This window comes from Halobellus inordinatus (assembly GCF_024464655.1).
Lineage (GTDB): Archaea > Halobacteriota > Halobacteria > Halobacteriales > Haloferacaceae > Haloquadratum > Haloquadratum inordinatus.
In genome coordinates, this window is record NZ_JANHAV010000009.1 from 74,102 (window position 1) to 98,760 (window position 24,659).

General features: G+C 66.1%; 23 protein-coding genes and 1 pseudogene. 9 read left to right on the plus strand and 15 right to left on the minus strand.

What is annotated here, in order from left to right:
* Positions 1 to 16 precede the first annotated feature (16 nt).
* Positions 17 to 520 (minus strand): hypothetical protein, encoded by a 504-nt coding sequence (locus NO347_RS14745; RefSeq protein ID WP_256290410.1) that lies wholly within the window; start codon positions 518 to 520, stop codon positions 17 to 19.
* Positions 521 to 635: 115 nt separating this feature from the next.
* Here NO347_RS14745 and NO347_RS14750 point away from each other — a divergent pair, with 115 nt between their 5' ends.
* The 3 genes from NO347_RS14750 to NO347_RS14760 all read left to right on the plus strand — a co-directional run bounded on the left by NO347_RS14750 (position 636) and on the right by NO347_RS14760 (position 3,106).
* Complete coding sequence (locus NO347_RS14750) at positions 636 to 1,217, plus strand: DUF8114 family protein (RefSeq protein ID WP_256290411.1); 582 nt, start codon at positions 636 to 638, stop codon at positions 1,215 to 1,217.
* The gene (locus NO347_RS14755; RefSeq protein WP_256290413.1) at positions 1,218 to 2,081 is read left to right on the plus strand and encodes an RNA methyltransferase; all 864 of its coding nucleotides are present in this window, start codon (positions 1,218 to 1,220) and stop codon (positions 2,079 to 2,081) included.
* A 116-nt stretch (positions 2,082 to 2,197) separates the two neighbouring features.
* A complete protein-coding gene (locus NO347_RS14760; RefSeq protein WP_256290414.1) occupies positions 2,198 to 3,106 on the plus strand; it encodes a M48 family metallopeptidase in 909 nt (302 codons plus the stop codon).
* 39 nt (positions 3,107 to 3,145) lie between these two features.
* Here the strand turns inward: NO347_RS14760 and NO347_RS17400 are convergent.
* From NO347_RS17400 to NO347_RS14805, 6 genes and pseudogenes are all read right to left on the minus strand, one after another.
* Positions 3,146 to 5,052, minus strand: a pseudogene (locus NO347_RS17400) (methyl-accepting chemotaxis protein).
* 163 nt (positions 5,053 to 5,215) lie between these two features.
* Positions 5,216 to 7,084: a Glu-tRNA(Gln) amidotransferase subunit GatE gene (gatE, locus tag NO347_RS14785; RefSeq protein ID WP_256290418.1), complete on the minus strand. Its 1,869-nt coding sequence runs from the start codon at positions 7,082 to 7,084 to the stop codon at positions 5,216 to 5,218.
* Between the two features lie 133 nt (positions 7,085 to 7,217).
* A complete protein-coding gene (locus NO347_RS14790; protein WP_199723082.1) occupies positions 7,218 to 7,382 on the minus strand; it encodes an HVO_2901 family zinc finger protein in 165 nt (54 codons plus the stop codon).
* Between the two features lie 115 nt (positions 7,383 to 7,497).
* Positions 7,498 to 8,208 carry a class I SAM-dependent methyltransferase gene (locus NO347_RS14795; protein ID WP_256290419.1) on the minus strand — a complete coding sequence of 237 codons (711 nt, stop codon included), beginning with the start codon at positions 8,206 to 8,208 and terminating at the stop codon, positions 7,498 to 7,500.
* Positions 8,205 to 8,978, minus strand: a complete 774-nt coding sequence (locus tag NO347_RS14800) for a hypothetical protein (RefSeq protein ID WP_256290420.1) — start codon at positions 8,976 to 8,978, stop codon at positions 8,205 to 8,207. The genes NO347_RS14795 and NO347_RS14800 overlap by 4 nt, the downstream gene beginning before the upstream one ends.
* An 89-nt stretch (positions 8,979 to 9,067) precedes the next feature.
* Positions 9,068 to 10,477, minus strand: coding sequence for a class II fumarate hydratase (locus NO347_RS14805; protein WP_256290421.1), 1,410 nt, complete (start codon positions 10,475 to 10,477; stop codon positions 9,068 to 9,070).
* Positions 10,478 to 10,674: 197 nt separating this feature from the next.
* On the opposite strand from NO347_RS14805, the gene NO347_RS14810 reads away from it, so the two are divergent.
* Positions 10,675 to 12,312 carry a potassium channel family protein gene (locus NO347_RS14810; protein ID WP_256290422.1) on the plus strand — a complete coding sequence of 546 codons (1,638 nt, stop codon included), beginning with the start codon at positions 10,675 to 10,677 and terminating at the stop codon, positions 12,310 to 12,312.
* 45 nt (positions 12,313 to 12,357) lie between these two features.
* Here NO347_RS14810 and NO347_RS14815 read toward each other — a convergent pair whose 3' ends face one another.
* Together NO347_RS14815 and NO347_RS14820 are read right to left on the minus strand one after the other, a co-directional pair.
* The gene (locus NO347_RS14815; RefSeq protein ID WP_121570305.1) at positions 12,358 to 12,630 is read right to left on the minus strand and encodes a BolA family protein; all 273 of its coding nucleotides are present in this window, start codon (positions 12,628 to 12,630) and stop codon (positions 12,358 to 12,360) included.
* 68 nt (positions 12,631 to 12,698) lie between these two features.
* On the minus strand, positions 12,699 to 13,022 hold the full coding sequence (locus NO347_RS14820; protein WP_256290423.1) for a ribbon-helix-helix protein: 324 nt from the start codon (positions 13,020 to 13,022) through the stop codon (positions 12,699 to 12,701).
* Between the two features lie 112 nt (positions 13,023 to 13,134).
* On the opposite strand from NO347_RS14820, the gene NO347_RS14825 reads away from it, so the two are divergent.
* Positions 13,135 to 14,073 (plus strand): HhH-GPD family protein, encoded by a 939-nt coding sequence (locus NO347_RS14825; protein ID WP_256290424.1) that lies wholly within the window; start codon positions 13,135 to 13,137, stop codon positions 14,071 to 14,073.
* A 62-nt stretch (positions 14,074 to 14,135) separates the two neighbouring features.
* Here NO347_RS14825 and NO347_RS14830 read toward each other — a convergent pair whose 3' ends face one another.
* The 6 genes from NO347_RS14830 to NO347_RS14855 form a co-directional block, all read right to left on the minus strand.
* A complete protein-coding gene (locus tag NO347_RS14830) occupies positions 14,136 to 15,509 on the minus strand; it encodes a geranylgeranyl reductase family protein (protein WP_256290425.1) in 1,374 nt (457 codons plus the stop codon).
* Positions 15,510 to 15,579: 70 nt separating this feature from the next.
* On the minus strand, positions 15,580 to 16,674 hold the full coding sequence (locus tag NO347_RS14835) for an ABC transporter permease (protein ID WP_256290427.1): 1,095 nt from the start codon (positions 16,672 to 16,674) through the stop codon (positions 15,580 to 15,582).
* Positions 16,667 to 17,938 (minus strand): ABC transporter permease, encoded by a 1,272-nt coding sequence (locus NO347_RS14840; protein WP_256290429.1) that lies wholly within the window; start codon positions 17,936 to 17,938, stop codon positions 16,667 to 16,669. The genes NO347_RS14835 and NO347_RS14840 overlap by 8 nt, the downstream gene beginning before the upstream one ends.
* Positions 17,935 to 19,527, minus strand: a complete 1,593-nt coding sequence (locus NO347_RS14845; RefSeq protein ID WP_256290431.1) for an ABC transporter ATP-binding protein — start codon at positions 19,525 to 19,527, stop codon at positions 17,935 to 17,937. The genes NO347_RS14840 and NO347_RS14845 overlap by 4 nt, the downstream gene beginning before the upstream one ends.
* A gap of 75 nt (positions 19,528 to 19,602) precedes the next feature.
* Positions 19,603 to 20,739, minus strand: coding sequence for a BMP family lipoprotein (locus tag NO347_RS14850; RefSeq protein ID WP_256290433.1), 1,137 nt, complete (start codon positions 20,737 to 20,739; stop codon positions 19,603 to 19,605).
* 188 nt (positions 20,740 to 20,927) lie between these two features.
* Entirely contained in the window at positions 20,928 to 22,295 is a 1,368-nt protein-coding gene (locus NO347_RS14855; protein WP_256290435.1) for a phosphopentomutase/phosphoglucosamine mutase, read from the minus strand.
* 235 nt (positions 22,296 to 22,530) lie between these two features.
* On the opposite strand from NO347_RS14855, the gene NO347_RS14860 reads away from it, so the two are divergent.
* The 4 genes from NO347_RS14860 to NO347_RS14875 all read left to right on the plus strand — a co-directional run bounded on the left by NO347_RS14860 (position 22,531) and on the right by NO347_RS14875 (position 24,504).
* A complete protein-coding gene (locus NO347_RS14860) occupies positions 22,531 to 23,085 on the plus strand; it encodes a DoxX family protein (protein ID WP_256290437.1) in 555 nt (184 codons plus the stop codon).
* A gap of 94 nt (positions 23,086 to 23,179) precedes the next feature.
* Entirely contained in the window at positions 23,180 to 23,455 is a 276-nt protein-coding gene (locus NO347_RS14865) for a hypothetical protein (RefSeq protein WP_256290438.1), read from the plus strand.
* A gap of 200 nt (positions 23,456 to 23,655) precedes the next feature.
* Positions 23,656 to 23,937, plus strand: a complete 282-nt coding sequence (locus tag NO347_RS14870) for an acylphosphatase (RefSeq protein WP_256290439.1) — start codon at positions 23,656 to 23,658, stop codon at positions 23,935 to 23,937.
* Between the two features lie 174 nt (positions 23,938 to 24,111).
* Positions 24,112 to 24,504, plus strand: a complete 393-nt coding sequence (locus tag NO347_RS14875) for a universal stress protein (protein ID WP_121570318.1) — start codon at positions 24,112 to 24,114, stop codon at positions 24,502 to 24,504.
* Positions 24,505 to 24,659: the final 155 nt, after the last annotated feature.

Genomic DNA, 24,659 nt, shown 5'->3' on the forward strand with positions numbered 1-24,659 from the left:
CGACCGAGTTCCGTCGTCAGTCGCGGATTCGGCGGATCGCTCGCCGCCCGCCCGCTCCGACGAGGAATCCGGCTGTGCCGGCGGCGACGGTGACCGTCGCGCCGATCGTCAGTCCTTCGAGGACCGTTGCACTGGGATACGTCAACTCGAAGAGCCCGAGGGGGAGATAAAAGCCGAAACTCGGGCCGCCGGCGAGCGAGAGCGCGACGAAGAAGCCGTCGTTGCGATACGCACCGACCGCGGCCGCGAGGAATGCTGTGCCGACGAGAAGCGGCAGAAAGAGTCCGAACGGGAACGACAGCCAGCCGACGAGCCGCGGCGGGAGGTGCAGGACGAACGTGACGGCGAAGAGCGTGCCCGCGACGGCCGACAGGCGAACCGCCGTGTCGGGGTCGCGGCCGAGGAGCAGCGCCTCCATCCGCGGCGACAGCGGCGACGTGTCGGGATACGAGGACTGCTCGGTGCCGGACCGTGAAGGCGACGACGAAGGTGATGACGACGAGGGCTCGTCCGCAGGCATAGAAGGGCGTTTCCGACGATGCGTCTTGATACTTCCCCCGGAGTCTTCTGCTGGAACGTCACGGCCGAACCCCGAGGCACGCTCTTTTTATCCGATCGCACGCTACCGTTCGTCGATGGCCAAAGTCAGCATCGGCCTCCGCGGCTGGCGTTTCGACGAGGAGGAGGTGTTTACCGACGACGGCGAGTTCCGGTCGCTCGACGACGTACCGGAGGACACGCGAAAGCGACTCATCCGTCTGACGTACCTGCAGGGCAAACCCTGCGACGCCTGCTATCTCGTCCACGGCGAGGAGAACAAAAAGCGCTGCAACCAGGCCGAGATCGTCTACGGCGAGCCGATGGAGGAAGTGCTCCTCTGTTCGGAGCACGAGGCCGACTTCCTCTACTGGTTCCGTGAGGCGGGCGGGAAGGACGCCGCCGGCACGGAGACGTTCCGCGACGAGTTCCACGAGTGGTTCGTCGCCGGCAACCGCGCTCCCGAGGGCTACGGCGGCCTCGAACACGTCGACACCGACCCCGACGAACTGCCGACGCCGCCGGACCCGGCGGAGCTCAACCGCCGCCTGAACGAAGAGTACGAGGGCGAGCGCAAGCGTATCGACCTGCGGACGGGCGAGATTACGACTGTCGACGACGATGCGGACGACGAACCGCTCGACGACGTCGATCTGGGTCGGGAGTACCCGACGAAGTAGATGACGGGACGCAGTCACGACCCCGTCGTCGTCGTCGTCGAACCGAAGACGCCCGGGAACGTCGGCACGATCGCCCGCGCGATGAAGAACTTCGGGCTCACGGACCTGAAGCTCGTCGATCCCCCGGAACTCAGCGAGGACGGCGAGGCGTACGGCTTCGCCGGGCACGCTCGCGAGGACGTCCTCCCGAACGCCGACGAGGTCACCTTCGAGGAGATCGTCGAGAACTACCACACGATCGGGACCACGGCGATCACGAACGAGGACAGCCGAAAGCACGAGCGGTTCCCGTTCAAAACGCCCGTCGAGGTCCGCGAGAGCCTGGAAACGGTCGACACACAGACCGCGCTCGTCTTCGGGCGCGAGGGGACCGGCCTCGACAACGACGAGTTGACCCGACTGGACGAAGTCTGTTCGATCCCCGCCAGCGGCGACTACCCCGTGTTGAACCTCGGGCAGGCGGCCACGATCCTCCTGTACGAACTCCGGTCGCTGACCGTCGAGGAGACGCAACTGCCGGACGTCGAGCGCGAACGCGCCGACGAATCCGACATCGACCGCTTTTACGACTTCTTCGAGGAGTTCCACCGCTCCATCGAGAGCCGCGAGCACAAACGCGAGAAGACGCGGGTGATGATGCGACGGCTGCTCGGCCGCGCGCACCCGACCGAGCGGGAGATCACCACGCTCACCGGCATCTTCCGGCGAGCGAACGACCTGCTCGGCGACCGTACCTTCGGCGATCACACGGACGGTGACGCCGCAGACGACCCCGACAACGGCCAAACCGACCTCGTCGACGCCGACGCTGCCGACTCTGAGCGCGAGAACCGGACAGCAGCGGACAGCGTCCACACCGACTGAACGAGCGGCCTAACGGAACGGTAACGAAACAGATGTCGGCACCCCCGCCTGGAAGTCAGCACCAGGGAGATTCACCCCGGCCGAGTCGCCTCCAGCGAACGGCCGTCGGGGTCGCAGTGCTGTCGTTTTACGGACTCTTGGCGCTGGGGAGCATCGTCGTTCTCACGACGATCTGGCAGTTCCGTCCCAGTCCGGTCGTACTCGTCCTCGGCGTCGTCGTCGGGACGCTCGTCGTCGCGTTTCTGAGCCTGCGTCTGGGAACGCGGCAAATCCTCGCTACCGTCGACGCGTGGGAACTGCCAGCGTCGCGTGCGCCGGTCGTCTACGATCTGCTCGCGGCGGTCGCAGACGAGATGGCTGTCGAGCAACCCCGGCTGTTGGTCGCACGTCTCGGGATGCCAAACGCGCTCGCGCTCCCGACGCCCGGCCGTGGCACGCTCGTCGTCGACGCCTCGCTGTTTCGCCTGCTCGACGCCGCGGAGTTCGAGTCGCTTTTGGCCCACGAACTCGCGCACCTCGAACGGCACGACAGTCTCGTCCAGACCACGGCGCTCAGCCTCACTCAGTTCGTCGTCATCACGCTGGAGTTGCTCCTCTCACCGCTCGTGTTCCTCGTGACGGGGGCCGCGCTCGGCATCGCGTGGCTCCGCGGCGAGCCTCGGTCGTGGGCCGAGACGGTTCCAGGGCGACTCAGAGCACGGATCGAGATGGGGATCGCACTTCTCGGTGTGACGGCGACGCTGTTCCTCAGAGCGCACGCGCGCCGACGGGAGTTCGCGGCCGACGAGCGCGCCGCAGAGGTGACGGGTCGACCGCTCGCGCTCGCGAGCGCACTCCAGAAACTCGATCGAGCCACGAGGCCCGATTTCGGCTCGGTTTCGCCGCTGTGGACGCACGGCGAGGTGCCTTCCGAGGAGGAGCGTCGACTGCGCGAGTACTTCTCGACGCATCCACGGATCGAGGACCGCATCGCGCGGCTCCGAGAACGCGCGGCGGAATCGGCGGTACGGGTCCCGATCGAATGAGAGCGGCGGGGAATCAGAAAACGGCGACTGTGGGCCGAATCAGCGGCCGCCGTCGCCCAGCGCGACGTCCGACCCCGCTCGCGACGTCGGGCTCGGGCTCTCGACCGGCGACGGTGCTGCGGAGACCTCGAACTTCGCCAGCAGCGCCTGGAGCTGCTCGGCCTGCTCGGTGAGCGACTCGACGTTGGCGCTGACCTGGGTGATCGAGGAGGCCTGCTCTTCTGCGGCCGCGGAGACGTCTGCGGACTCCTCGGCGGTCGTCTGACTGATCTCGGAGACCTCCTCGACCATCGCGACCGCCTCCTCGGCGCTGACGGCCTGGTCGTCGGTGGCTTCGCTGATCTCCTGGATGCCGCTGTCGGTCTCCTCGGTGTTCGTCGCCACCTGACTGAACGCGTCGAGCACGTCTTGGACGGCCTCGACGCCCTCCTGCATCTGCTGGTCGGCCGCGGAGCCTCCGTGACCGTGCGCTCGGTCTGCGCTTGCGTCTCCTCGATGAGTTGCTCGATGTCGTTCGCCGACTCCTGAGTCTCCTCGGCCAACTGCTTGACCTCGTCGGCGACGACCGCAAAGCCGTCCCCGCTGCCGGAGCCACTCCCGCCGCTGAAGCGCGCGGCTTCGATGTTCGCGTTCAGCGCCAGCATATTCGTCTGTTCTGCGATGTCGCTGATGAGTTCGACGATCTCGCCGATCTCGGCCATCTGGCGTTCGAGGCGTTCGACGTGCTCGACAGTCGAGTCGATCGACGACTGGGCGCCCTGCGCGTCGTCGATCGCCTGTCGTGCGGTCTCCTCGCCGGCGTCGGCGATGGTCGCCGTCTCGTGTGAGGTTTCTGCGACCCCTTCGGCAGACGACGCCACTTCCTGGACGGTCGCCGAGAGGTCAGTCATCTCCGCGTACACCTCTTCGAGCATCTCACGCTGTTCGTCGGTCCCCCCCGAAATCGTCTGAACCGACTCGCTCACGTCCGCGCTCGCCTGTTTGACTTCCTCGGCGCCGACGTAGGCTTCCTCGCTCGCTGCCGTCACCTCCTGTGCGAACGCCTGGATGTCTTGGACCGCCGTCTCCATCTCGTCCATCATCTCGTTGTAGCCCTCGGCGATCTGAACCATCGCCTCACTCTCGCTTTCGGCGTCGAGTCGAGCGCCGAGGTCGCCGTCGGCGGCGCGGGCCATCGTCGCGCTGTAGGCGTCTGCCTTGGCTTCGAGATGTTCGTTCAGGCGTTCGACCTCCCGCTGTTTCGCCTCGACCTCGGCTTTAGCTTCCTCGGCCGCTTCCGTCTCGGCTAACCGCTGTCTGGCCTGCTCGCGGGAGCGTTCGATCGAGTACCAGTTCGTCATCAGCGCGGCCGCGAGCGCCAGCACGAACGCCGCGTGGATGAACGCCCACACGAACGGATTTGCGATCGCCGCGGTGTGATTGTAGACGGCCTCCGGTGCCGTCATCCCGAAGTAGCCGTGTTGGATCGCAACGTAGACGATACCGACGAGGAACGGCAGCCAGTCCTCGTAGACGGCGACGACGCCCATCACGACGAAGAAGTGAAAGTGCGCCTCGATCAGGCCGCCAGAGAAGTACACGAGGACGGCAGATCCCGTCGCCAGCCCGATCGTCGCCAGCGACGTCCGGGCGCGGCGGCCGAGTCGAGGCCAACTCGCGAGGAGGGCGAACCCAAACAGGACGCCCAGCCGCAGAAAGATTTCTGGCAGCGAGTACGCCGGGAACGTCGCCCCACTGATCGATTCGGTCCCCTCGTACACCCCGAGTGCGAACAGAAACGGGATGTGCGCAAGTAACAGCAGGACGATATTTCTGTGCCGACCGCGCCAGGTGTCTTCCGGAATCGAATGACCGCTCGGGGTGTACTTGGTGAGTTTTTCGAAAATCCCCTCGTGTCCGTCCCCGCTCCCCGCAGTATTTTCCCATTCGTTCGTGGTATCCGCCATATTCCGTCAGATATCACCACGGTGAAAAGAGTTGCCACCAGATATCACATCTGGTATTGGGGATTGGTAGCACGGATATAGTAGCGTTTGCAACTGATTGCGCACCGAGCAGTCGGTGAAAACGGTACGCAGAGGTATACAGTCCTGTCGGTCGCGTCGGCGCTCAGGCCCGCTTTTGGATCTCCTCGCGCAGCACGTCGCTGACGATCTCGCCGTCGGCTTTCCCGCGGAGCGCGCCCATCGCTTCGCCCATCAACGCCGAGAACGCGCCCATTCCCTCGGCTTCCACCTGGTCTGCGTTGCGGTCGACGACCTCCGAGACGGCCTCGCGGACTTCGTCCTCGGAGACGCCGGAGAGGCCGGCTTCCTCGACGGCTTCCTCGGCCGAGAGCGAGGGGTTCTCGGCCAGCGTCGCGAGGACGTCCTGGACGCCCTCTTTCGCGAGGTCGCCGTCCTCGACGAGGTGCATCACGGCGAGGAGGTGCTCGTCGGTCAGTTCCGCGACGGCGACGTCGTCGCGGCGGAGTTCGGTCAGCGTCGACTCCAAGAGTCCGGCCGCGAACGTCGCGTCGATGCCCTCCTCGACCGCCTGCTCGAACAGCGGCATCCGCCGTCCGTAGGCGACCTGCTCGGCGAGTCCCGCGTCGAGGTCGAACTCGGACTGGTAGCGCTCGACCTTCTCGGTGAGGAGTTCCGGCGTCTCGACTTCCGAGGGGTCGAGTTCGACCGGCGGCACGTCCGTCTCGGGGTACATCCGCGCCGCGCCGGGGAGCGGCCGGAGGTAGCGCGTCGTCCCGTCGTCGTTGGCGCCGCGCGTCTCCTCGGGCACGCCCTCGATGGCCGTTTCCGCGCGCTCGGCGGCCGCCTCGATGGCGAGTTCGGCGGTTTGGGTGTCGGCCGCGACGATAGCGACCGCGTCGTCGTCGCCGGCGTCGACCGCCGCCCGCAGCGCGTCGACTTCGTCTTCGGTCACGCCGTACGCGGGCAGTTCGTCGGTGTGGAAGATGCCACCCGCGCCGTGCCGCTTGGCGTGATCGGAGAGTTCGGTTCCGAGCCGGCGGTCGGGCTGGATCTCGCGCCCGACGAGTCCGTCGAAGCCGTACAGTGGGACGGCCATCACGGAGCCGCCGTCCGAGAGCGCCCCGCCGATCACGCCCGAGTCGGTGTCGGCGAACACGTCAGAGACGTCGGTTACGTCTCCGACGGACGCGTCGCGCTCGCGCAGTTGCTCGCGGATGTCCAGCAGTTCGACCTGGCGGCCGACCTCCTGGCGGACGATCTCGTCGATCTGGTCGAGCGCCTGCACGCCTTTGATTTCGACGCGGGCACCCTCCGCGATCGAGACGTTCACGTCCTGGCGGATCGTCCCGAGACCGCGCTTGACCGCGCCGGTCGAGCGGAGGAGCATCCCGATCGTCTCGGCGGCCTCTTGGGCCTGCTCCGGGGAGTCGATGTCGGGGCGCGTCCCGATCTCGACGAGCGGAACGCCGAGGCGATCAAGCGAGAACGTGACGTCGTCGCCGCGCTCTTCGACGCGCTGGGCGGACTCCTCTTCGAGCATCAGGTCTTCGACGCCGACGGGGCCGTCGCTGGTCTCGATTGCGCCGTCCTGAGCGATGAGCGACGTCCGCTGGAAGCCCGAGGTGTTCGAGCCGTCGATGACGAGCTTTCGCATCACGTGGGCCTGATCGACCGGTTCCATATCGAGGAGTTCGGCGATCTGCAGCACCACGTCTCGTGCTTCGTCGTCGAGTCGGTGCGGCGGCTCCTCGTCTTCCTCGACGAGACAGGTCGTGTCGTAGGCGAGGTACTCGAACTCCCGTTCGACGCGGCTCTCTTCGAGCGCCGCCTCGTCGAGTTCGCCGAGTTCGCTCTTCGTCGGGTGCAGGTAGCGCGTGAACGAGCGCGTCGCCGCGTCCGGGTCGCGCTCCTCGGTCGGGCACCCACAGAACAGCTTCGTCGCGGTATCGAGTTGCTGGTGGATCTCCAGGCCCGCGACGAGGCCGAGATCGTCGTAGTCGTACGCGGTCATTACGAATGAGTGCGAACCCCCGGCGTAAAAAATGATTCAGTCCGCGCCGGCGGGTACGGCGGGGCTCGCGTTCACGGGTGGCGCGTTTATTGGTAGCGCACCTACACCGCAACGGGCGATCGGTCGGCGTCGACTACAGCCGGCGCAGTCCGTCGCCGATGCCGCGTCCTTCCTCGCACTCGGGGCAGGCGTAGTGCCAGCCGTCGGTCGTCGCCTTTCCCTCCGGGAACGTCGCGCCGCAGTGTCGGCATTCGAGGAGATCCCGACCGCTGTCGCGACTGTACTGGAGACCCTGCATACCTGAAAATCGACGGGTTCTGGTATCAACGTATCGATCTTTTCGCGGGGACGAGAAACGGTATGCCGCGATACGAACTGGTGCGGTACCGCGTCGGTGTCGCGTTCGCGACAGGTTACTCTCGGGCGCTGTGTTCGGGGCTTCTGCGGCCGGCGTTCACCGCGATGGTCCCGAAAACGTACTCCTCGGAGGCGACCTCGTCCATACAGTCGACGAGCGCGCGTCGCGAGTCGGCCGTCCGCTCGTCGAGGAGGGAAAGCGCGTCCGCGCTCTCGACGTCGAACAGTCGGCCGTTGAGCCGAACGAACAGATCGAGTGCCGCGTTCGCGGGTCGGCTTCCCCGGGGGACGAAGTTCGCCACGACGACGCTGTCGGCGAGGCCGCACCACCGACTCACGACCCCGTAAGGATCATCGAACAGCGACGTCACGAACGTCGCGAGGACGCCGTCGACCGCGCTGATCGGCGGCGTAGTGGCGTCGCCCCGCACGAGCGAGACGTTCTCCCAGCCGTGTCGGGCCACGCGCGACCGGGCTCGGTCGAGCATCGGCCCCGTGATGTCGACGCCGACGACGTGCCCAGTGGGGCCGACGGCCTCACGCAGCGCGGGGAGGTTGACACCGGGACCACAGCCGAACTCGACGACCGTGTCTCCGGGGTCGAGATCGAGCGCCGCCACGCACCCGGCGCGGACGCCGCCGATCGAGGACGTCGCTCGCGCGAACCAGTCGTAGAGCGGCGCCCAGGTCCCATAGCTGCGCTGGATGCGCCGAACGCTCTCCAGATCGAATCCGGCGCCGTCGCGGGAGCGCTCGCTTCGGGTCACGGGCCGGCGTTTTCCCTTACCGCCGCGGGCGACGTACGCGGCCACCACTGCCGCGGACCGTCTCTCGCGACCGTCGAGTAGCACTGCTCGGAGTCGGGACAGCCTCGCGGCCGCTGGTAGTCGATCCCGCGCTCTCGCAGGTACGTCACGTAGCCGTCGTCGACGCGGTCCAGTTTCTCGTGACACACCCACCGCTCGCCGTAGCGACCGGCCGCGACGGTGCGATACGGGCAGGTGAACGTCGTCCGCTCGCACCCGGCGTCGGAGCCGGTTTCGTCGATTCGGACGCCGACCGAGCGGTAGGCCACGCGGAGCCGTCGGACTACCTGTTCGGGCGACGACACGCCCAGAAACAGCCCGTGCGCCAGGGCGTACCCGAAGTCGTGAAGGAGGCGTTCGAAGCGCGTCAACTCCTCGGGTCGGTCCGAAACCACCGCCCGCAGATCCGCGTACCACGCCGAGACGGCCGCGATCTCGTCGAGAGTATCAGCCGCCTGTCGGAGCGCGTCTCGACGGTCACGCAGCGGCGTCGCCCCGTCGGACAGTCGGAACGACGGCACCGACTCGACGTGTTCGAGCACCGTCTCCCGGAGGATGTCGCCGTCTGCGTAGGCGTCGGCGCGGCGTTGCAACTCGGGGTACCACGACCGCGCCATCGCGCTGTAGACGCCGTCGAGGAGTTCGTCGGCGCGGTCGAACGGTTCGGAGTCGGGCGGCGTCGGGAACTGCTCGACGACGTGGCGCAATTCCTGGGGTGGTGGACCCGCCATAGCACCCGATACGACGGCGAGCGTAAAAATTCTGGACGTGGTCGGGGGGAAACGGCGCGTGAATCGAAATCGTCGATTCCGATCGACCCTCAGTCGTCGCCGAGAATCCCGCGATGCGTCATCGTCTCGGGGTCGAGCACCTCGTCGGCCTCGTCTTCCGTGAGGTAGCCCTTCTCGATCACGACTTCGCGGACGGTCTTGTCCTCTTTCAGCGCGGTCTTTGCGACCTCGCTGGCCTTGTCGTAGCCGATCGTCGGATTCAGCGCCGTCGCCAGCGCCATCGAGCGCTCGACCTGCTCCTCACAGACCTCCTCGTTGGCTTCCAGTTTGGCGACGAAGCGCTCGGCGAAGACCTCCGAGGCGTTCGAGAGGAGTTCGCTCGACTGCAGGAAGTTGTGGGCGATGACCGGCTTGTAGAGGTTCAGATCGATCTGACCCTCGGCGGCCCCGGCCGAGACGGCGGCGTCGTTGCCGACGACCTGTTTGTGGACCTGATTCACCGCTTCGGCGACGACGGGGTTGATCTTGCCGGGCATAATCGAACTGCCGGGCTGATTCTCCGGCTGTTCGACCTCGCCGAGGCCGTTGCGCGGACCCGACGCCAGCAGTCGGAGGTCGTTCGCGATCTTGTTGAGCGAGCCTGCGACCGTCCGCAGCGCGCCGTGGGCCTCGTTCATCGCGTCGTGGGCGGCCTGCGCCTCGAAGTGGCTGTCGGCCGGGCGGAACTCGAGACCGGTCTCCTCGGAGATGTACTCCGCGGCGCGCTCGGGGAACTCCGGATGGGTGTTGAGGCCAGTCCCGACGGCGGTGCCGCCGAGCGCGAGTTCACCGAGATGGTCGCTGACGTTCTCAGCGCGCGTGATTCCCTTCTCGACCTGCGTCCGGTAGCCGGCGAACTCCTGGCCGAGTCGGATCGGCGTCGCGTCCTGGAGGTGCGTGCGGCCGGTCTTGACGACGCCGTCGAACTCCGCTTCTTTCGCTTCGAGTGCCTCCGCGAGCGTCTCTAGCGCCGGCACCAAGTCCTTCTGGACCGCTTCGAGCGCGGCGACGTGCATCGCCGTCGGAATTACGTCGTTCGAGGACTGCCCGTAGTTGACGTGGTCGTTCGGGTGGACCACGCGGTCGCCGATGGACTCACCGCGGAGTTCCGCGGCGCGGTTGGCGATGACCTCGTTGGCGTTCATATTCGAGGACGTTCCCGACCCCGTCTGGAAGACGTCGACGGGGAACTGTTCGTCGTGCTCGCCGGCGATGACCTCGTCGGCCGCCTCGACGATGGCGTCGGCAGTCTCCGCTTCGAGGAGGCCGAGGTCGCGGTTCGCCTGCGCGGCGGCCTTCTTGACGACGCCGAGCGCCCGGACGAAGCGCCGGCCGAAGCCGATCCCCGAGATCGGGAAGTTCTCGACCGCCCGCTGGGTCTGTGCGCCCCAGTAGGCGTCCGCCGGCACTTGCATCTCTCCGAGGCTGTCCCGCTCGATGCGATACTCGTCGTCGGACATACTCGGAGCGACGACCGGCCGGCGCGTAAAACCCGTCGGTTCGATTCTCCTGTGTCCCGACAGGGTCGTACCGACGCGCCCGACGTACCCGATGTACCAGACGCTCCCGGCGCTCCCGACGTTTCTGATCCTCCCGACGCGTCGCCGTCCCGGCTCGCGTCCGACAGTATAACTATCGGTGCCCTGTACGCGCAGATATGGCGTTCCGTACCCGTCGGGGGGTCTACTACCTCGCGTTAGTCGTCCTGACGACGCTCGTCTTCACCGCCGTGTACAACGCCGGGATGGCCCACTGGGAGAACCGGCCACAGCCGCTGTATCGATCGCTCGAAGTCGTCATCCAGACCTTCACGACGACGGGCTACGGCGAGGACGCCCCCTGGCAGACGTTCCGGATGAACGCCTTAGCGATCGTGATGCAACTCACCGGCATCGGTCTCATCCTCACTGCAGTCGACGTGCTCGCCGTGCCGTGGCTCCGCGACGTGCTCACCCCCTCCGCGCCCGAGTCGATGGCGGATCTTCGAGACCACGTCGTCATCTGCGGACACACGCCACACACGGACACGTTCATCACGGAACTGGACGCCCGCGACCGCGAGTACGTCCTCGTGGAAGCCGACGCCGACACGGCGCGGGAGTTACACGAAGACGACTATCAGGTCATCCACGGCGACCCGGAGTCGACGCAGACGCTCGAAAACGCGCAGGTGCAGTCGGCGGTCGCCGTCGTCGCCGACGTCGCCGACGACACCAACGCGAGCATCGCGCTTGCGGCGCGCGATGCCGCTCCCGAAGTACGAATCATCACGCTCGTCCAAGACACAGATCTCGCGCAGTACCACCGCGTCGCCGGCGCCGAGAGCGTCCTCTCGCCGCGGCAGTTGCTCGGCGAGAGCCTGGCCGAGGAGGTGCCGACGACCGTCAGGACGAACCTCGACGCAGGCGTCGCCATCGACGAGGACTTCGAGGTAATCGAGGTGACGGTCGCAGCCGACAGCGACCTCGCGGACCAGACGTTCGCCGAAGCGCGACTGCGCGAACGCTTCGGCGTGAACGTCATCGGCGTCTGGTTCGACGGCCAGTTCGAGACGCCGATCGAGCCCGGGGACGTGCTGGAGGACGGCACGCGATTGCTGGTGGCCGGGGAGTACTCGCAGGTGGAGGAACTTCGCGAGGCGACGACCTCGGCCGTCCGGCGGTTCTCCTCACAGGACATCGTCCTCGCCGGCTACGGAGACTCCGGGAAAGCGGCCTACGAGGCACTGGCACGAACCAGCTCTCGGCTGACCGTCCTCGACATCGAGGCCGCGAAGAACGTCGACGTGATCGGTGACGCGCGCGACCCGGACGTGTTGCGAGAAGCGGGCATCGAAGACGCGTCGGCACTGGTCCTCACGGTCGCCGACGACACGACCGCGATTTTCACGACGCTCATCGCCCGCGAACTGAATCCCGACCTCCAGATCGTCGTCAGAGCCAACGAGGAAGAAGACGTGCAGAAACTGTACCGCGCGGGCGCAGACTACGTTCAATCGCTCGCCACCGTCAGCGGTCGGATGCTGGCGTCGACCGCGTTCGAGGACGAGGAGGTGCTCGCGTACGACAAACAGATCAGCGTCGTCCGGATGCCGGCAGCGGACCTCGCCGGTGAGACGCTCGTCGAGGCGGACGTCAGAGCCGAAACCGGAAGTACAGTCGTCGCGATCATCAGAGACGAAGCGACGATCACCGAGTTCGAGCCGGCCGAGTTCACCTTCCGGGCCGACGACGAGGTCGTCGTCGCCGGCACCGACGACGCCATCACGCGGTTCGAGCGGCAGTTCAGCGGATGACGCTGTCGAGACAAACGTGAGAGCCGTTTCGCGATCGCCTGGCGATCAGGCCGCGTCGCCCGCGAACTCCTCGTACTCCGCGGGCGTGTAGGTCTTCATCTCCAGTGCGTGGATCTCGGTCGTCATCGCGTCGCCGAGCGCGTCGTAGACCATCTGGTGCTGTTCGACGAGTGACTTCCCCTCGAACGCGGGCGAGACGACGACGGCGGCGAAGTGCGCGTCCTCGTGGTCCTCGTCGGGGACGCGCGGGAGCGTGACCTGTGCGTCCGCGTCTTCGATCCCCGCTTCGATCCGTCGTTCGACTTCGTCGGTGTCCATACCGGGTTTCGTCGGCGAGTCGGGATAAAGTTCTCCGCTTCGACAGCGCCGCCTGCCGACGGCGGACGCTACATCTGATAGCGGCGTTCGTCGTCGCGCTGCGGGTACTGGTTCTGCCCGGTCATCTCCTCGAAGGTCATCCCCGAGAGATACTCGTCGTAGGTCACGTCGTAGTCCTGTCGGAGATGGAAATCGAGCGTCCCGCGGTCGACGGTCGTCTGAAAGAGCAGATGGACCGCGCGCCGGAGCAGTTCGTCTGTCTCCTCGGTGCCGAACGCCGCCGCGAGCATCGCGAGTTCGTGGCGCGTCTCCCGGTCCAGCGAGACGGACTGCTCCTCGTCGAGGTCGCCGTAGGCCGACTCCACGTCCGCGGTGAGTTCGTCGAGACTCATACCCCAGGTTCTGGGGTGGCGCGGCCAAACGGCTTTCGTCTCGGTGCGCTCTCGATGGGGTTCGCGCGCGCCGATCAGAATCCACAAGCCCCGCCGGTTCCAGACTCCGACGATGACGGACGGCGAGGCGCTCCGGATCGACGAAGAAACCCTATCGAGCGTCCGCGAGGCGCTCGTGTCGTGGTACGAGGCCGACCACCGCGCGTTCCCCTGGCGCGAGACCGACGACCCCTACGAGATTCTCGTCTCGGAGGTGATGAGCCAGCAGACGCAACTCGACCGCATCGTCGACGCCTGGGAGGATTTCCTCGACCGGTGGCCGACCGCGGCCGACCTCGCGGCCGCCGACCGCGCCGACGTCGTCGCATTCTGGAGCGATCACTCGCTCGGCTACAACAACCGCGCGAAGTACCTCCACGAGGCGGCACAGCAGGTCAGAGACGAGTACGACGGATCGTTCCCGCGGACGCCCGGCGAACTCTCCGAACTGATGGGCGTCGGCCCGTACACGGCGAACGCGGTCGCGTCGTTCGCGTTCAACAACGGCGACGCCGTCGTCGACACGAACGTCAAGCGAGTGCTGTACCGCGCCTTCGACCTCCCCGACGACGACGCGGCGTTCGAACGCGGGGCCGAACGACTGATGCCCGACGGCCGATCTCGCGTCTGGAACAACGCGATAATGGAACTCGGCGGCGTCGCCTGCGAGAAGGTGCCAAAGTGCGACGAGGCCGGCTGCCCGTGGCGCGAGTGGTGTCACGCCTACGAGACGGGCGATTTCACCGCGCCCGACGTGCCCACACAACCCGAGTTCGAGGGAAGCCGTCGACAGATGCGCGGGCGGGTCGTCTCGACGCTCAAAGAGTACGACGAACTCGCGCTGGACGAGTTGGGGCCGCGGGTGCGAGTCGACTACTCGCCCGACGGAACGTACGGGAGAGAGTGGCTCCGGGGGCTGCTCGACGATCTCGTCGACGACGGGCTGGTCGAGTTACAGGAGGACCCCGACGCGACAGACGACGCCGGCGCGATCGCTCGGCTCCGGCGGTAACGCGAGTCGTAGCGGATAGAGAACGCCGTAAACGAGGATCGAAACCGGAACCTGGGTAGAGATCAGTACTTCGGTTCCGCGCCGGTGACCGCGTAGATGTCGTCCATCAGGCGGTCGCGCTCTTCCTGCCAGACGTCGAGCGCCTCTGGACGACCCGGATACCGGCCGTAGTGCTGCATCAGGTCGTCTGCGAGGTTCTTCGTCTTGTAGAAGTGCAGGATCTGCCCCCAGTAGCCGTACGAATCCTTGACGGTCTTCGCGAGCAGCGTCGGGCCGAAAGAGGTCGTGCCGGAGTACAGCGCCTCGGCGAGCTTTTCGCCGGGGAGCGACGCGAGAAGGCCCATCAGGTCGTCGACGTCGACCGCAGTAGAGAGGATGTTGTAGACGTCGAGGCCGGCGTAACGCGCGCCGAAGTGGTCCATCACGCGCTCGTTGTAGCGCCAGAGGTTCTCCTCGCCGACGTCGCCCTCGGAGATCGCTTTGACCGCCTGCTCGCCGGCGTAGGTGCCCGCGTAAGCCGCGCCGGCGATGCCGCCGCCGGTCGTGGGGTTGACGTGGCCCGCCGAGTCGCCAGCGGCGAGGAAGCCGGGGGCGACCGCGGAGTCGTAGGGGCGGCGCGTCGGCAGCGCCGCGCCGAGTTTGTCCGTGACCGTCGCACCCTCGAACTCGGGGCGGTGCCGGAGGTCGCGGCGCAAGTCGTCGACGAGCTTCATCGGCTCTTCGTTCATCTGGAAGCCCAATCCGGCGTTGATCGTGGTCTCGGTGCGCGGGAAGTACCAGAGGTAGCCCGCGGCGCGCTCGGTGGGCTTGAACACGAGCGCGTCGTCCCACTCGACGGGTTCGGGGACTTCGACGATCTCCCGATACGCAGAGCAGAACTGCGAGTACGAGACGTTCGTATCGAAGGTGGCGTTCGAGAAGTCGGTCTTGTCCTGCAGGAGCGACAGCGAGCCCGCACCGTCGACGACGACGTCGGCGTCGTAGGTGACGACGTCGCCTTTGTGCGTCCCGCGGATGCCGGTGACAGTTCCGCCGTCGTCCTGGGTGACGTCCTGAACCACCGTGTCGTAGTGGAAGTCGACGCCGGCGGACTCTGCGCCCTCGATGAGCAGACGACCGTACTCCCAGCGGTCGATGACCGCGAGTTCACCCGGAACGGGGATATCGAGGACGGTGTCTTCCTGTGGGATCTCGAAGCGCCCGTGGTCGACGCCCGTGTTCGTGAAGGCGCCCTCGATCTGGGACTTCGGAATCGCCTCCGGGAACGCGTCCGCGCCCTTCAGCGCGTCACCGCACGCGATGTGTCCGGCTTCCTCGGCTGTCTTCCGCTCGACGATGGCGACGTCGAGGCCCTCTCTGGCGACGGTGGCCGCCGCGTAGCAGCCAGCCGTCCCCGCACCGACGACCACGACGTCGTACTCGTGGGAGGTACTCATCGTTCCGTCTCTCGCGTGCGAGCGGAAAACTCTTTATCTGTGCGACGGCCCGAGTGGGCCGGTCGCAGCCTCACTCCTCGCCGGATTCGTAGTACTCGCCGGCCGCCTCGGGCGTCCGCGTCCGGCCGACCAGCGCGAGGATGACGATCACGATCACGAACGGCGTGATCCGGATGAGCTGTCGGGGGACGCCGATGCCCTGCAGCTGGAGTGCGGTCTGTATCGCGTCCAGGCCCGCAAACAGCATCGTCGAGAGGAACGCGCCGATCGGATTGTAGTTGCCGAACAGGTACGCGACGATGGCGATGAATCCCTTGCCGTTGACCATCGTCGGACCGTTTCCGGTGAACTGCCCGAGGTCGAGCGACAGCGCCGCGCCACCCATCCCAGAGAGCACACCGGAGAGAAGGACCGCGGCGTACCGGACGTGTGCGACGTTCACCCCGGCGGTGTCGAGCGCCTTCGGGTTCTCGCCGCTGGCGCGGATCCACCGACCGAACGACGTGCGCTCGAAGACGTACCACGAGAGTGCGACCGCCAGAAAGAGCAGATACACCGACGGCGACGCCGAAAAGAGCGCTCCGAAGAACGGGATCTCTGAGAGGACCGGCACCGAAATGGCGCCGATCGTCGGAACGGTCGACGTGTTCGGCCCGCCGTAGATGACCTGCGAGGCGAACGGCGCGAGACCGAGCGCGATCAGCCACACCGCGAGCCCGGCGATGATCTGATCGGCCCGGAACCGGATCGTGACGACCGCAAAGAGCGCCGCGAGAAGCGTGCTCGCGATGATTCCGCCACCGAAGCCGAGCCAGACGCCGCCCGTGACGTCGGTCACGTAGACGGCGGTGAACGCCGAGATGATGAGCAGGCCTTCGAGTCCGATGTTGATCACGCCGGACTTCTCGGCGAATATGCCGCCGAGCGCGGCAAAGGCGATCGGAACCGAGAGCCGCAGCGCCGACGCGAGCGTGTTGCGGCTGGTGATGACGTCCGAGAGCGTGCCGGCGAGCGAGTCCGGAAAGAGCGCGCCGGCCGCGAGCAGGACGGCCAGTCCGCCGACCGTGGCCCACGCCACGATCTTCCGCGGCGAGTGCGTATCGAGCAGGCCGTCCGATTCGTCGCGTCGGGGCTCCTCCGGCGCGCTGCCCGTCGCGTCACTCATCGGATTCACCCCCGTCGTCGCCGGACGTGCCAGAACTTCCGGCGGCCGGCTCCGGTCGTCCGCCGTCGGTTGCGACCGCGCGAGATCCGGTGTCTGTGATGCGCTTGCCGACGAGCCGGAAGAACTCCGGCATCGCGACGAAGAGGATGATGAGCCCGCGGAGCACGCCGACCAACTGCGGCGGGACGTCGGTCGCGAACTGCACGACGGTCGTCCCGCTCTTGAGCACGCCGAAGAGGAGCGCGGCGATACCGACCCCGAGCGGGTTGTTGCCGGCGAGGATCGAGACCGTGATGCCGTCGAATCCGTAGGAGGGCACGCCCGTCTGGAACGTCCCGAGGATCATCATCACGTACATCGCCCCGGCGACGCCGCCGAGTGCACCCGACAGCGTCAGACTCGCGACGACCGTCCGCGGGGCGTCGACGCCGCTGTACTCGGCGGCCTCGGGCTGAATCCCGCTGGTGCGGACGTCGTATCCGAACGCCGTGTGTTCGAGGAGGTAGTACAGCCCGGCGATCGCGAGAAGTCCGAAGAACAGCGCCACGAGCGAGAAGTCCTGGCGACCGCCGAAGAGCACCGTCGGGAACTGCGCGTACTCCGGCAACGGGACGGTCTGATTCGCCGCGCTCTCGGGGTCTTTGAACACACCGCTGACCAGATACAGCGTCACTCCGGTCGCGATGAAGTTGAGCATAATCGTGGTGATGACCTCGTTGGCGTCGGCGTACGCCTTCAGGAACCCGGGGATGGCGCCGTAGAGGCCGCCGAAGACCGCGCCGACGAGGATCCCGAACGGGACCAACACGACGGTTCCGAGGACGCCCGAGACGAGCGTCGCGCCCCAGAGGACGGCGACCGCCGTCGCCAGCGCGCCGACGACCATCTGGCCCTGCGTCCCGATGTTGAAGATGCCGGCGCGGAACGCGAGCGCGACTGACAGCCCAGCGAAGATCAGGAGCGTCGTCTCGCGGAGCGTGACCGAGAACTGCCCGTCGGGCGACCAGCCACCGCTGAGGGGGTCACCCAGTGCGCCGAGGAAGAGCCGATCGAAGACGAGGATCGGGTCGTAACAGAAGCCGGTGCCGAAGTAGTAGACCGCCTCGTTCGGCGTACACGCCGTCATCCGACCGGCGACGAGCACTAAGACGGCACCGACGAGGATCGAGAGCAGGAGCGCCGCCGTGCTGATGAGGATCCGCTCGGTCGCCGAGGCGTTGGCCAGGCGGGCGAGCACGTCGCGGGCGCGGTCGCCGACGCTCACGGGCGGTCACCGCCCGTGGCTGCCTCGGCCGAACCGCTCTCTGTCGCGTCGGTCGATGCGTCCGCGTCGTCTTCGTCCGGGTGCTCTCCGGCCATCAGTAATCCGAGCTCCTCTTCTGTCGTCTCGTCGGGGTCGACCACGTCGATGAACTCGCCCTCGTAAATCACGCCGAGTCGATCCGAGAGCCCCTGTACCTCCTCTAACTTCGAGGAGACGAGCAGGACCGCGACGCCCTGCTGGCGGAGTTCCAAGAGCCGCTCGTGAATGAACTCGATCGAGCCGACGTCGACGCCGCGAGTGGGATGTGAGGCGACGACGAGTTCGGGGTCGCGCTCGAACTCGCGGCCGACGATGAACTTCTGTTGGTTCCCGCCCGACAGCGACTCCGAGATTGCGTCGGCGTCCGGCGGTCGAACGTCGTACTCGTCGATGATCGCCTCGGCGTGGGTTCTGGTCGCCGGCCAGTCGATGCGGCCGTTCGGACCGAACTCTTTGCTATGCTGACTCCCCAACAGCGCGTTCTCGGTGAGGTCGAAGTCCATCACGAGGCCGCGTTCCTGTCTGTCTTCGGGGATGTATGCCATCCCCTCCTCGATCCGCTGTCGGCGGGAGTCGGCGGTGACGTCGTCGCCCAGAAATTCGATCCGGCCGTGTTGGGGGCGTCGAAGTCCCGTCAGTGCCTCGACGAGTTCGGACTGTCCGTTGCCGTCCACCCCGGCGATTCCGAACACTTCGCCCGCCCGAACGTCGAACGAGACGTCGTCGACGGCGCGAACGCCCCGGTCGTCGTCGACGACGACGTTCGAGACGGAGGCGACGACGTCGCCCGTCTCCGCGGGTGGGCGATCGACGTCGAGTAAGACCTCGCGGCCGACCATCAACTCCGCGAGGTCCTCGCGGGTCGTCTCGTCGGCTTTGACGCTGCCGACGTTGCGACCGTCCCGGAGGACGGTGATATCGTCGGCTGCGCGCATCGCTTCGCCCAGTTTGTGCGTGATGAAGATGATCGTCTTGCCCTGAGCGGTCAGTTCTTCGAGGACGCCGAACAGTTCCTCGACTTCCTGCGGCGTCAGGACGGCCGTCGGTTCGTCGAGAATGAGTACGTCGGCGCCGCGATACAGTGCTTTGAGGATCTCGACGCGCTGTTGCTCGCCGACTGAGATGTCCTCGACTCGGGCGTCGGGATCGACGTCGAAACCGTAGCGATCCGAGAGTTCGACGACCGCTTCGCGGGCGGCCGCGCGGTCGACAGCGAGGCCGCCCCACTTCCGCGGTTCGTTGCCGAGGGTGATGTTCTCGGTGACCGTCATCGGATCCACGAGCATGAAGTGCTGGTGGATCATCCCGACGCCGGCGTCGATCGCGTCTCTCGGCGAGTCGAACGAGCGGACCTCCTCGTCGACGAGTACGCGACCAGAGGTGGGTTCGTAGAGTCCGTAGAGGACGTTCATAAGCGTCGTCTTCCCGGCCCCGTTCTCTCCTAAGAGTGCGTGTACGGTCCCGCGCTCGACGGCGAGGTCCACGTCGTCGTTCGCCACGACCCCGGGGAACCGCTTCGTGATTCCGTCGAGGTGGACGGCTGTGGCCATAGATCTGTTTCTCCGTGGTTCGGTGATAAACGAATAGGTTTGGATGTGTAGTGGCTCGAACTCCGCTGCGTCGGCCTACTGCGGGGTCGAGGGGACCGAGATGTCGCCCGCGATGATGCTCTCACGTGCGCTGGCGACCTCGTCTGTGACGTCCTGCGGAAGCTCCGAGCCGAGCTGGTCGCCTTCGATCAGCGCGACGCCGTCCTGTTCGAGGCCGAGGGAGACGACGCTACCGCCCTGGAAGTTGTCGTTTACGATCGACTCGATCGCGTTGTACACGGCCGTGTCGACCCGCTTGACCATACTCCCGAGGATGACGTCGGCGTAGGAGGGCTTCGTGATCGACTGGTCGCGGTCGACGCCGATCGCGAACTTGCCCTGCTCTTGGGCGGCCTGGAAGACGCCCGTTCCGGTGTTCCCCGCGGCGTGATAGACGATGTCGGCACCGCTGTTGTACATCGCCGTCGCGGCCTCTTTGCCACCGGCCACGTCGTTGAAGCCGCCGACGTAGTTCGTCAGGACGTCGACGTCGCCGCTGCCGGCGTTCACGCCCGCCTCGAATCCGGCCTGGAACTTCTTGATCAGGTCGGACTCGACGCCGCCGACGAAGCCGACGCTCGTCGAGTCGCCGGCGGTTGATCCCGCGCCGGCCGAGAAGTCTCGCGTGGTGAGGAGACTCGCCATCAGGCCCGCGAGGTACGAGCCCTCGTGTTCCTTGAACGTGTAGCTCGCGACGTTCGGCGCGTCGACGACGCTGTCGACCAGCATAAAGTTCTGGTCCGGATAGCTCTCGGACGTCTGCGAGAGCGCGTCAGCCTGCAGGAACCCGATCGCACAGATCAGGTCGTAGTTCGGGTCCGTCGACTGCGCGAACTGCTGCTGGAACGTCTTGAACTGGGCCACCTCGTCGGGCTGTGCCTCGTTGAACGAGATGCTGAGCTCCTCTTCGGCCTGGAGCGCGCCCTGCTGGGCCTGATCGTTGAACGAGCCGTCGCCGAGGCCGCCAGTCGCGTAGACCATCCCGACGTTGGCCGCCACGTTGCTCTCGGTCGTCTCCGCAGCGGTCGTCTCGCCGCCTTCGCCGCTGCTGTCAGAACCGCCCGACTCGGTCGTCGGTTCGGCCGTGGATCCCCCAGAGGGACCGCCGCTACAGCCGGCTAGTCCAGCGATTCCCGCGACACCAGTGGCCTTGACAAACGTACGTCTATCCATATTATGTACTCCTATTGAACACTGGGAAGCGAGATGTGCATAAATTCGTCGTTTCCGCGTCTGCACACGTCTCTGTGTGGACGAAAAACTGGACACGCATCCGAGAGTTTGCGGAGCCGAGGTATGCGTCGGGTAGCGAGGTGTGCGTCGGCCAGCGAGTGCGTGTCGAGCAGCCCGGAAGACGCAGATCAGGCGTCCGCCCGGTCGACGGCGGCCGCGACGACGTCAGTCACCTCGCCGACGAGCGCGTCCACGTCGTCGGCTTCCGCGTACACACGGACGTACGGTTCCGTCCCCGAGGGTCGCACGAGCGTCCACGACGCGTCGGGGAACTCCAGTCGGACGCCGTATTCGGTGTCGACGCCGGCGTCGGGGAACGCCTCCGGAAGCGCCGTCTCGAGTCGCTCCATCACAGTCGATTTCAGGTCGTCGGGGCAGTCGACGCTCGCTTTCCGGTAGGGCCGTTCCGTCACGGGTGCGCGGAGGCCGTCGAGGCCTTTGGACGCGACGAGGCGCGTCAAGACGGCCGCGGAGGCGACACCGTCGATCCAGCCGCCGTGTCGCGGGTGAATGTGCTTCCACGGCTCGGCGGCGAAGACCACGTCGCCGCCCTCGGCGCGGGCCGCAGCGATGCCCTCGTGGAGCGCCCCGAGTCGGACGCGTTCGACGCGCCCGCCGGCGTCGCGCACCCGCTCGTCGATCCGACCGGAGGCGTTCGGCGTCGTCACGACGACCGGGTCGGCCGCGTCGCTGGCGCGAACGAAGTGTGCGGCCAGAATCGCCACGATCGTATCCTCGTGGACGACCTCCCCGTCGGCACCGACGATCACGATCCGGTCGGCGTCGCCGTCGTGCCCGATTCCGAAGTCGAACGCGCCCTCGCGGACGAACTCCCGGAGGTCGGCGAGCGACTCCGGCGTCGGCTTCGACTCCCGACCGGGGAAGTGGCCGTCGACCTGTCCGTTCAGCGTGACGACGCGAGCGCCGAGTTCCCGGAGGACCTGCGGCGTTCCGAGCGCGGCCATTCCGTTCCCGCTGTCCACCGCGACGTCGAGACCGTCGGCGGCCGCGCCGTAGTCGCGGGCGTACTCGACGACCGCCTGTCGGTAGTCTTCGAGGACAGCGAGATCCTCGGACGCCCCCCACTCGTCCCACGCGGTGGGCGGGTGATCGCTCGCGACCCGCGCTTCGATCGTCTGTTCGAGCGTCCGATCGTACTCCTCCCCGTCGACGAACAGTTTGATTCCGTTGTCGGTCGGTGGGTTGTGCGACGCAGTCAGCATCACGCCGTGTCGTCCCTGTGAGGCATATGCGAGTGCCGGCGTCGGGAGGACACCGACCAGTCTGACGTCCGCCCCGGCTGATTCGAGTCCCGCCTCGACGGCCGCCGCAAGCGCCGGGCCGGTCGTCCGTCCGTCGCGACCGACGACGACCGTCGGTGGGCCCGCAGATTCGACGGCGTCGGCGCCGACCGCCCGTCCCACGTCGAGTGCGAGTTCAGGCGTCACCCGCTCTGTGGCCGATCCGCGAATCCCGGCGGTCCCGAAAAGTTCCATACGCTATCTGGCCCGCCGATCGCCTATAAACTCACGCTTGCGTTCCGAATCGCGTCGGTCTCACGTCGCCTTAACAGTGGACTGGAGGCGTCGCCCGCGGTCCGCGACGATCGTACACCCGCATTTTATGTATTGTACAATATTGAAAATATAGTGTACATATTTACGGCGTATTCTGGATTTAGATTCGATTTGGGCACATACATTTAATAGCCACCTTCGAGATGCTTCAACGATGTCTGTACAAGAAGTTCAACTCCGCAGTACACTGGCAGGGTTCACAGCGGAAGGCAAACTACACTCGCTGAGCGTCTGGTTCATCCTCGCGCTCAGGTTAATGATGGGCTTGGCGTTCTTCCAGAGCGGCTTCGACAAGGTGCTCTCGGGGAGTTTCAGCGCGGCGGGCTACCTCCAGAACGCACCGCCGGCGAACGGCAGCCCAGTGGCTGGACTGTTCGTCGCGATGGGGCAGACGCCCTGGTTCGTCGACTTCGTGAACGTCGCCGTCCCGTGGGGAGAGGTACTCATCGGTTTAGGGCTGATTTTCGGCGCGCTGACCCGCCTCGCGGCGTTCTTCGGCGCGTTTATGATGCTTATGTTCTACCTCGGGAATTGGAGCGTCTCCCACGGGTACATCAACGGCGACTTCGCGTATATGCTCGTGTTCCTCTCGGTGGCGGCGTTCGGTGCCGGTCGGATCCTCGGCCTGGATGCGTACATCGAACAGTACGATCTCGGCGGTGAGACGCTCGTCGAACGGTACCCCTGGGCGCGATATCTACTCGGGTAACACCGGATCCCATCTAGAGCACGTCGTCACACGTACGATCGGCGACGAGATATATTTATCACAATCGACCCTGTAATTTCAAACAGTGGTATGTATGTTCACACCAGACACCACGGAAGCGGAGCACCATAGTCGCCGGGAGCCAGAGCCCAGTGCGGACTGCATCACGCTTTCGACGTACCTCGAATTCCTCGCAGGTGGGGCTACGGTCGCGGTCGTCTTTCTGTTCGCGATGCCGATCTTGGTCGAGTTGGCGAACCCTCTCGGAGTGCTGTCGACCACCGCGCTCGTCTTCCTGTTCATCTTCGCGTGGTTCTCGGTGTGGGTGATGATCCGGGTCACACAGGAGCAGATGCCGTCGCATAGCTGAGACAGACCGCCGAGCGCGAGCGCGAGGAGCACGCCGAGGACAACGACCGTCGGGTCGGACTCGTACGCCAGCGAGACCCACTCGTGACAGCCGCTCAGCCGTGAGTTCGAGCGAGGGGTCGCATCTGCGCCTTCGAGGTGGTTCCGACAGGCCACCTGACGACAGCCTCTTTTTGTCCGCCGCCGCAATCGTCGAGCGGGATGAGCGACGATCGAACCAGAGCGCACGTCTTCGTCAGCGGAACCGTCCAGGGGGTCTACTACCGCGCGTCGACACGCGATGCGGCCCGCGAGCGCGACGTCGACGGATGGGTGAAGAATCTCGACGATGGCCGCGTCGAGGCCGTCTTCGAGGGTCCCGAGTCCGCGGTCGAAGAGATGATCGATTGGTGCCACACCGGCAGTTCGGCCGCTTCAGTCGACGACGTCGAGGTCGAGTACGAAGCACCAGCGGGTGCGTCAGGCTTCAAGGTCCGCTGGTGAGAACGCGGCACGCAACGGGCAGGGATGACCGGAACCGCGGCTTCGACGACCGGGACCGCGGTAACGATAGGCATTAATGGGAGACCGAGAGGATACTCCGAACACGGCGGAGTGCGACCGTCGGTTTCCGACACCGACCGTGCGCGCCACCCGCAATCACACAACTGACCCACGATGAAAACGATACTACTCTGCATCGACACGGACGTCGAACGGGCGAACGAACAGGTTTCAGCGATCACCGCGCTGCCGATGGATACCGAGCAGGTCCGGGTCGTGATTTATCACGTCTTCCGGACCGACGACGAGGGGGCGAACGCCGAAGACCTCAAATCGGTGCAAGCGGCCACCGAGAGTCTCGAAGCGGCCGGGTTCCCCGTGGAAGTGAGTCAATCCAGCGGCGACGCCGTCCAGCACATCATAGAGAAGGCAGAGGAAGTCGACGCCGCGATGCTCTGTCTCGCCGGGCGAAAACGGTCGCCCGCCGGCAAAGCGCTCTTCGGGAGCGTCACCCAGGACGTCAGCCTCAAATCCGACCGCCCGGTGATCCTCAGTACGGCTGAGTGACGCCGGCGCCAACGCCACTGAACGGTGTCCCGGGATACGGGACAAAAAACTGGGTGGATAAGGTATTGTTACGTATTGTAACACAATTCACCCGTATTGTTCATAAATAATGTAGTCGTTGCTCACAGAAGATCGGAGTATTTTTTTATAGCATT

Coding starts and splice junctions, on each gene's coding strand:
- NO347_RS14745 (WP_256290410.1), bottom strand. CDS start 520: ATGCCTGCGGACGAGCCCTCGTCGTCATCACCTTCGTCGTCGCCTTCA.
- NO347_RS14750 (WP_256290411.1), top strand. CDS start 636: ATGGCCAAAGTCAGCATCGGCCTCCGCGGCTGGCGTTTCGACGAGGAG.
- NO347_RS14755 (WP_256290413.1), top strand. CDS start 1,218: ATGACGGGACGCAGTCACGACCCCGTCGTCGTCGTCGTCGAACCGAAG.
- gatE (WP_256290418.1), bottom strand. CDS start 7,084: ATGACCGCGTACGACTACGACGATCTCGGCCTCGTCGCGGGCCTGGAG.
- NO347_RS14790 (WP_199723082.1), bottom strand. CDS start 7,382: ATGCAGGGTCTCCAGTACAGTCGCGACAGCGGTCGGGATCTCCTCGAA.
- NO347_RS14800 (WP_256290420.1), bottom strand. CDS start 8,978: ATGGCGGGTCCACCACCCCAGGAATTGCGCCACGTCGTCGAGCAGTTC.
- NO347_RS14805 (WP_256290421.1), bottom strand. CDS start 10,477: ATGTCCGACGACGAGTATCGCATCGAGCGGGACAGCCTCGGAGAGATG.
- NO347_RS14810 (WP_256290422.1), top strand. CDS start 10,675: ATGGCGTTCCGTACCCGTCGGGGGGTCTACTACCTCGCGTTAGTCGTC.
- NO347_RS14815 (WP_121570305.1), bottom strand. CDS start 12,630: ATGGACACCGACGAAGTCGAACGACGGATCGAAGCGGGGATCGAAGAC.
- NO347_RS14820 (WP_256290423.1), bottom strand. CDS start 13,022: ATGAGTCTCGACGAACTCACCGCGGACGTGGAGTCGGCCTACGGCGAC.
- NO347_RS14825 (WP_256290424.1), top strand. CDS start 13,135: ATGACGGACGGCGAGGCGCTCCGGATCGACGAAGAAACCCTATCGAGC.
- NO347_RS14830 (WP_256290425.1), bottom strand. CDS start 15,509: ATGAGTACCTCCCACGAGTACGACGTCGTGGTCGTCGGTGCGGGGACG.
- NO347_RS14835 (WP_256290427.1), bottom strand. CDS start 16,674: ATGAGTGACGCGACGGGCAGCGCGCCGGAGGAGCCCCGACGCGACGAA.
- NO347_RS14845 (WP_256290431.1), bottom strand. CDS start 19,527: ATGGCCACAGCCGTCCACCTCGACGGAATCACGAAGCGGTTCCCCGGG.
- NO347_RS14850 (WP_256290433.1), bottom strand. CDS start 20,739: ATGGATAGACGTACGTTTGTCAAGGCCACTGGTGTCGCGGGAATCGCT.
- NO347_RS14855 (WP_256290435.1), bottom strand. CDS start 22,295: ATGGAACTTTTCGGGACCGCCGGGATTCGCGGATCGGCCACAGAGCGG.
- NO347_RS14860 (WP_256290437.1), top strand. CDS start 22,531: ATGTCTGTACAAGAAGTTCAACTCCGCAGTACACTGGCAGGGTTCACA.
- NO347_RS14865 (WP_256290438.1), top strand. CDS start 23,180: ATGTTCACACCAGACACCACGGAAGCGGAGCACCATAGTCGCCGGGAG.
- NO347_RS14870 (WP_256290439.1), top strand. CDS start 23,656: ATGAGCGACGATCGAACCAGAGCGCACGTCTTCGTCAGCGGAACCGTC.
- NO347_RS14875 (WP_121570318.1), top strand. CDS start 24,112: ATGAAAACGATACTACTCTGCATCGACACGGACGTCGAACGGGCGAAC.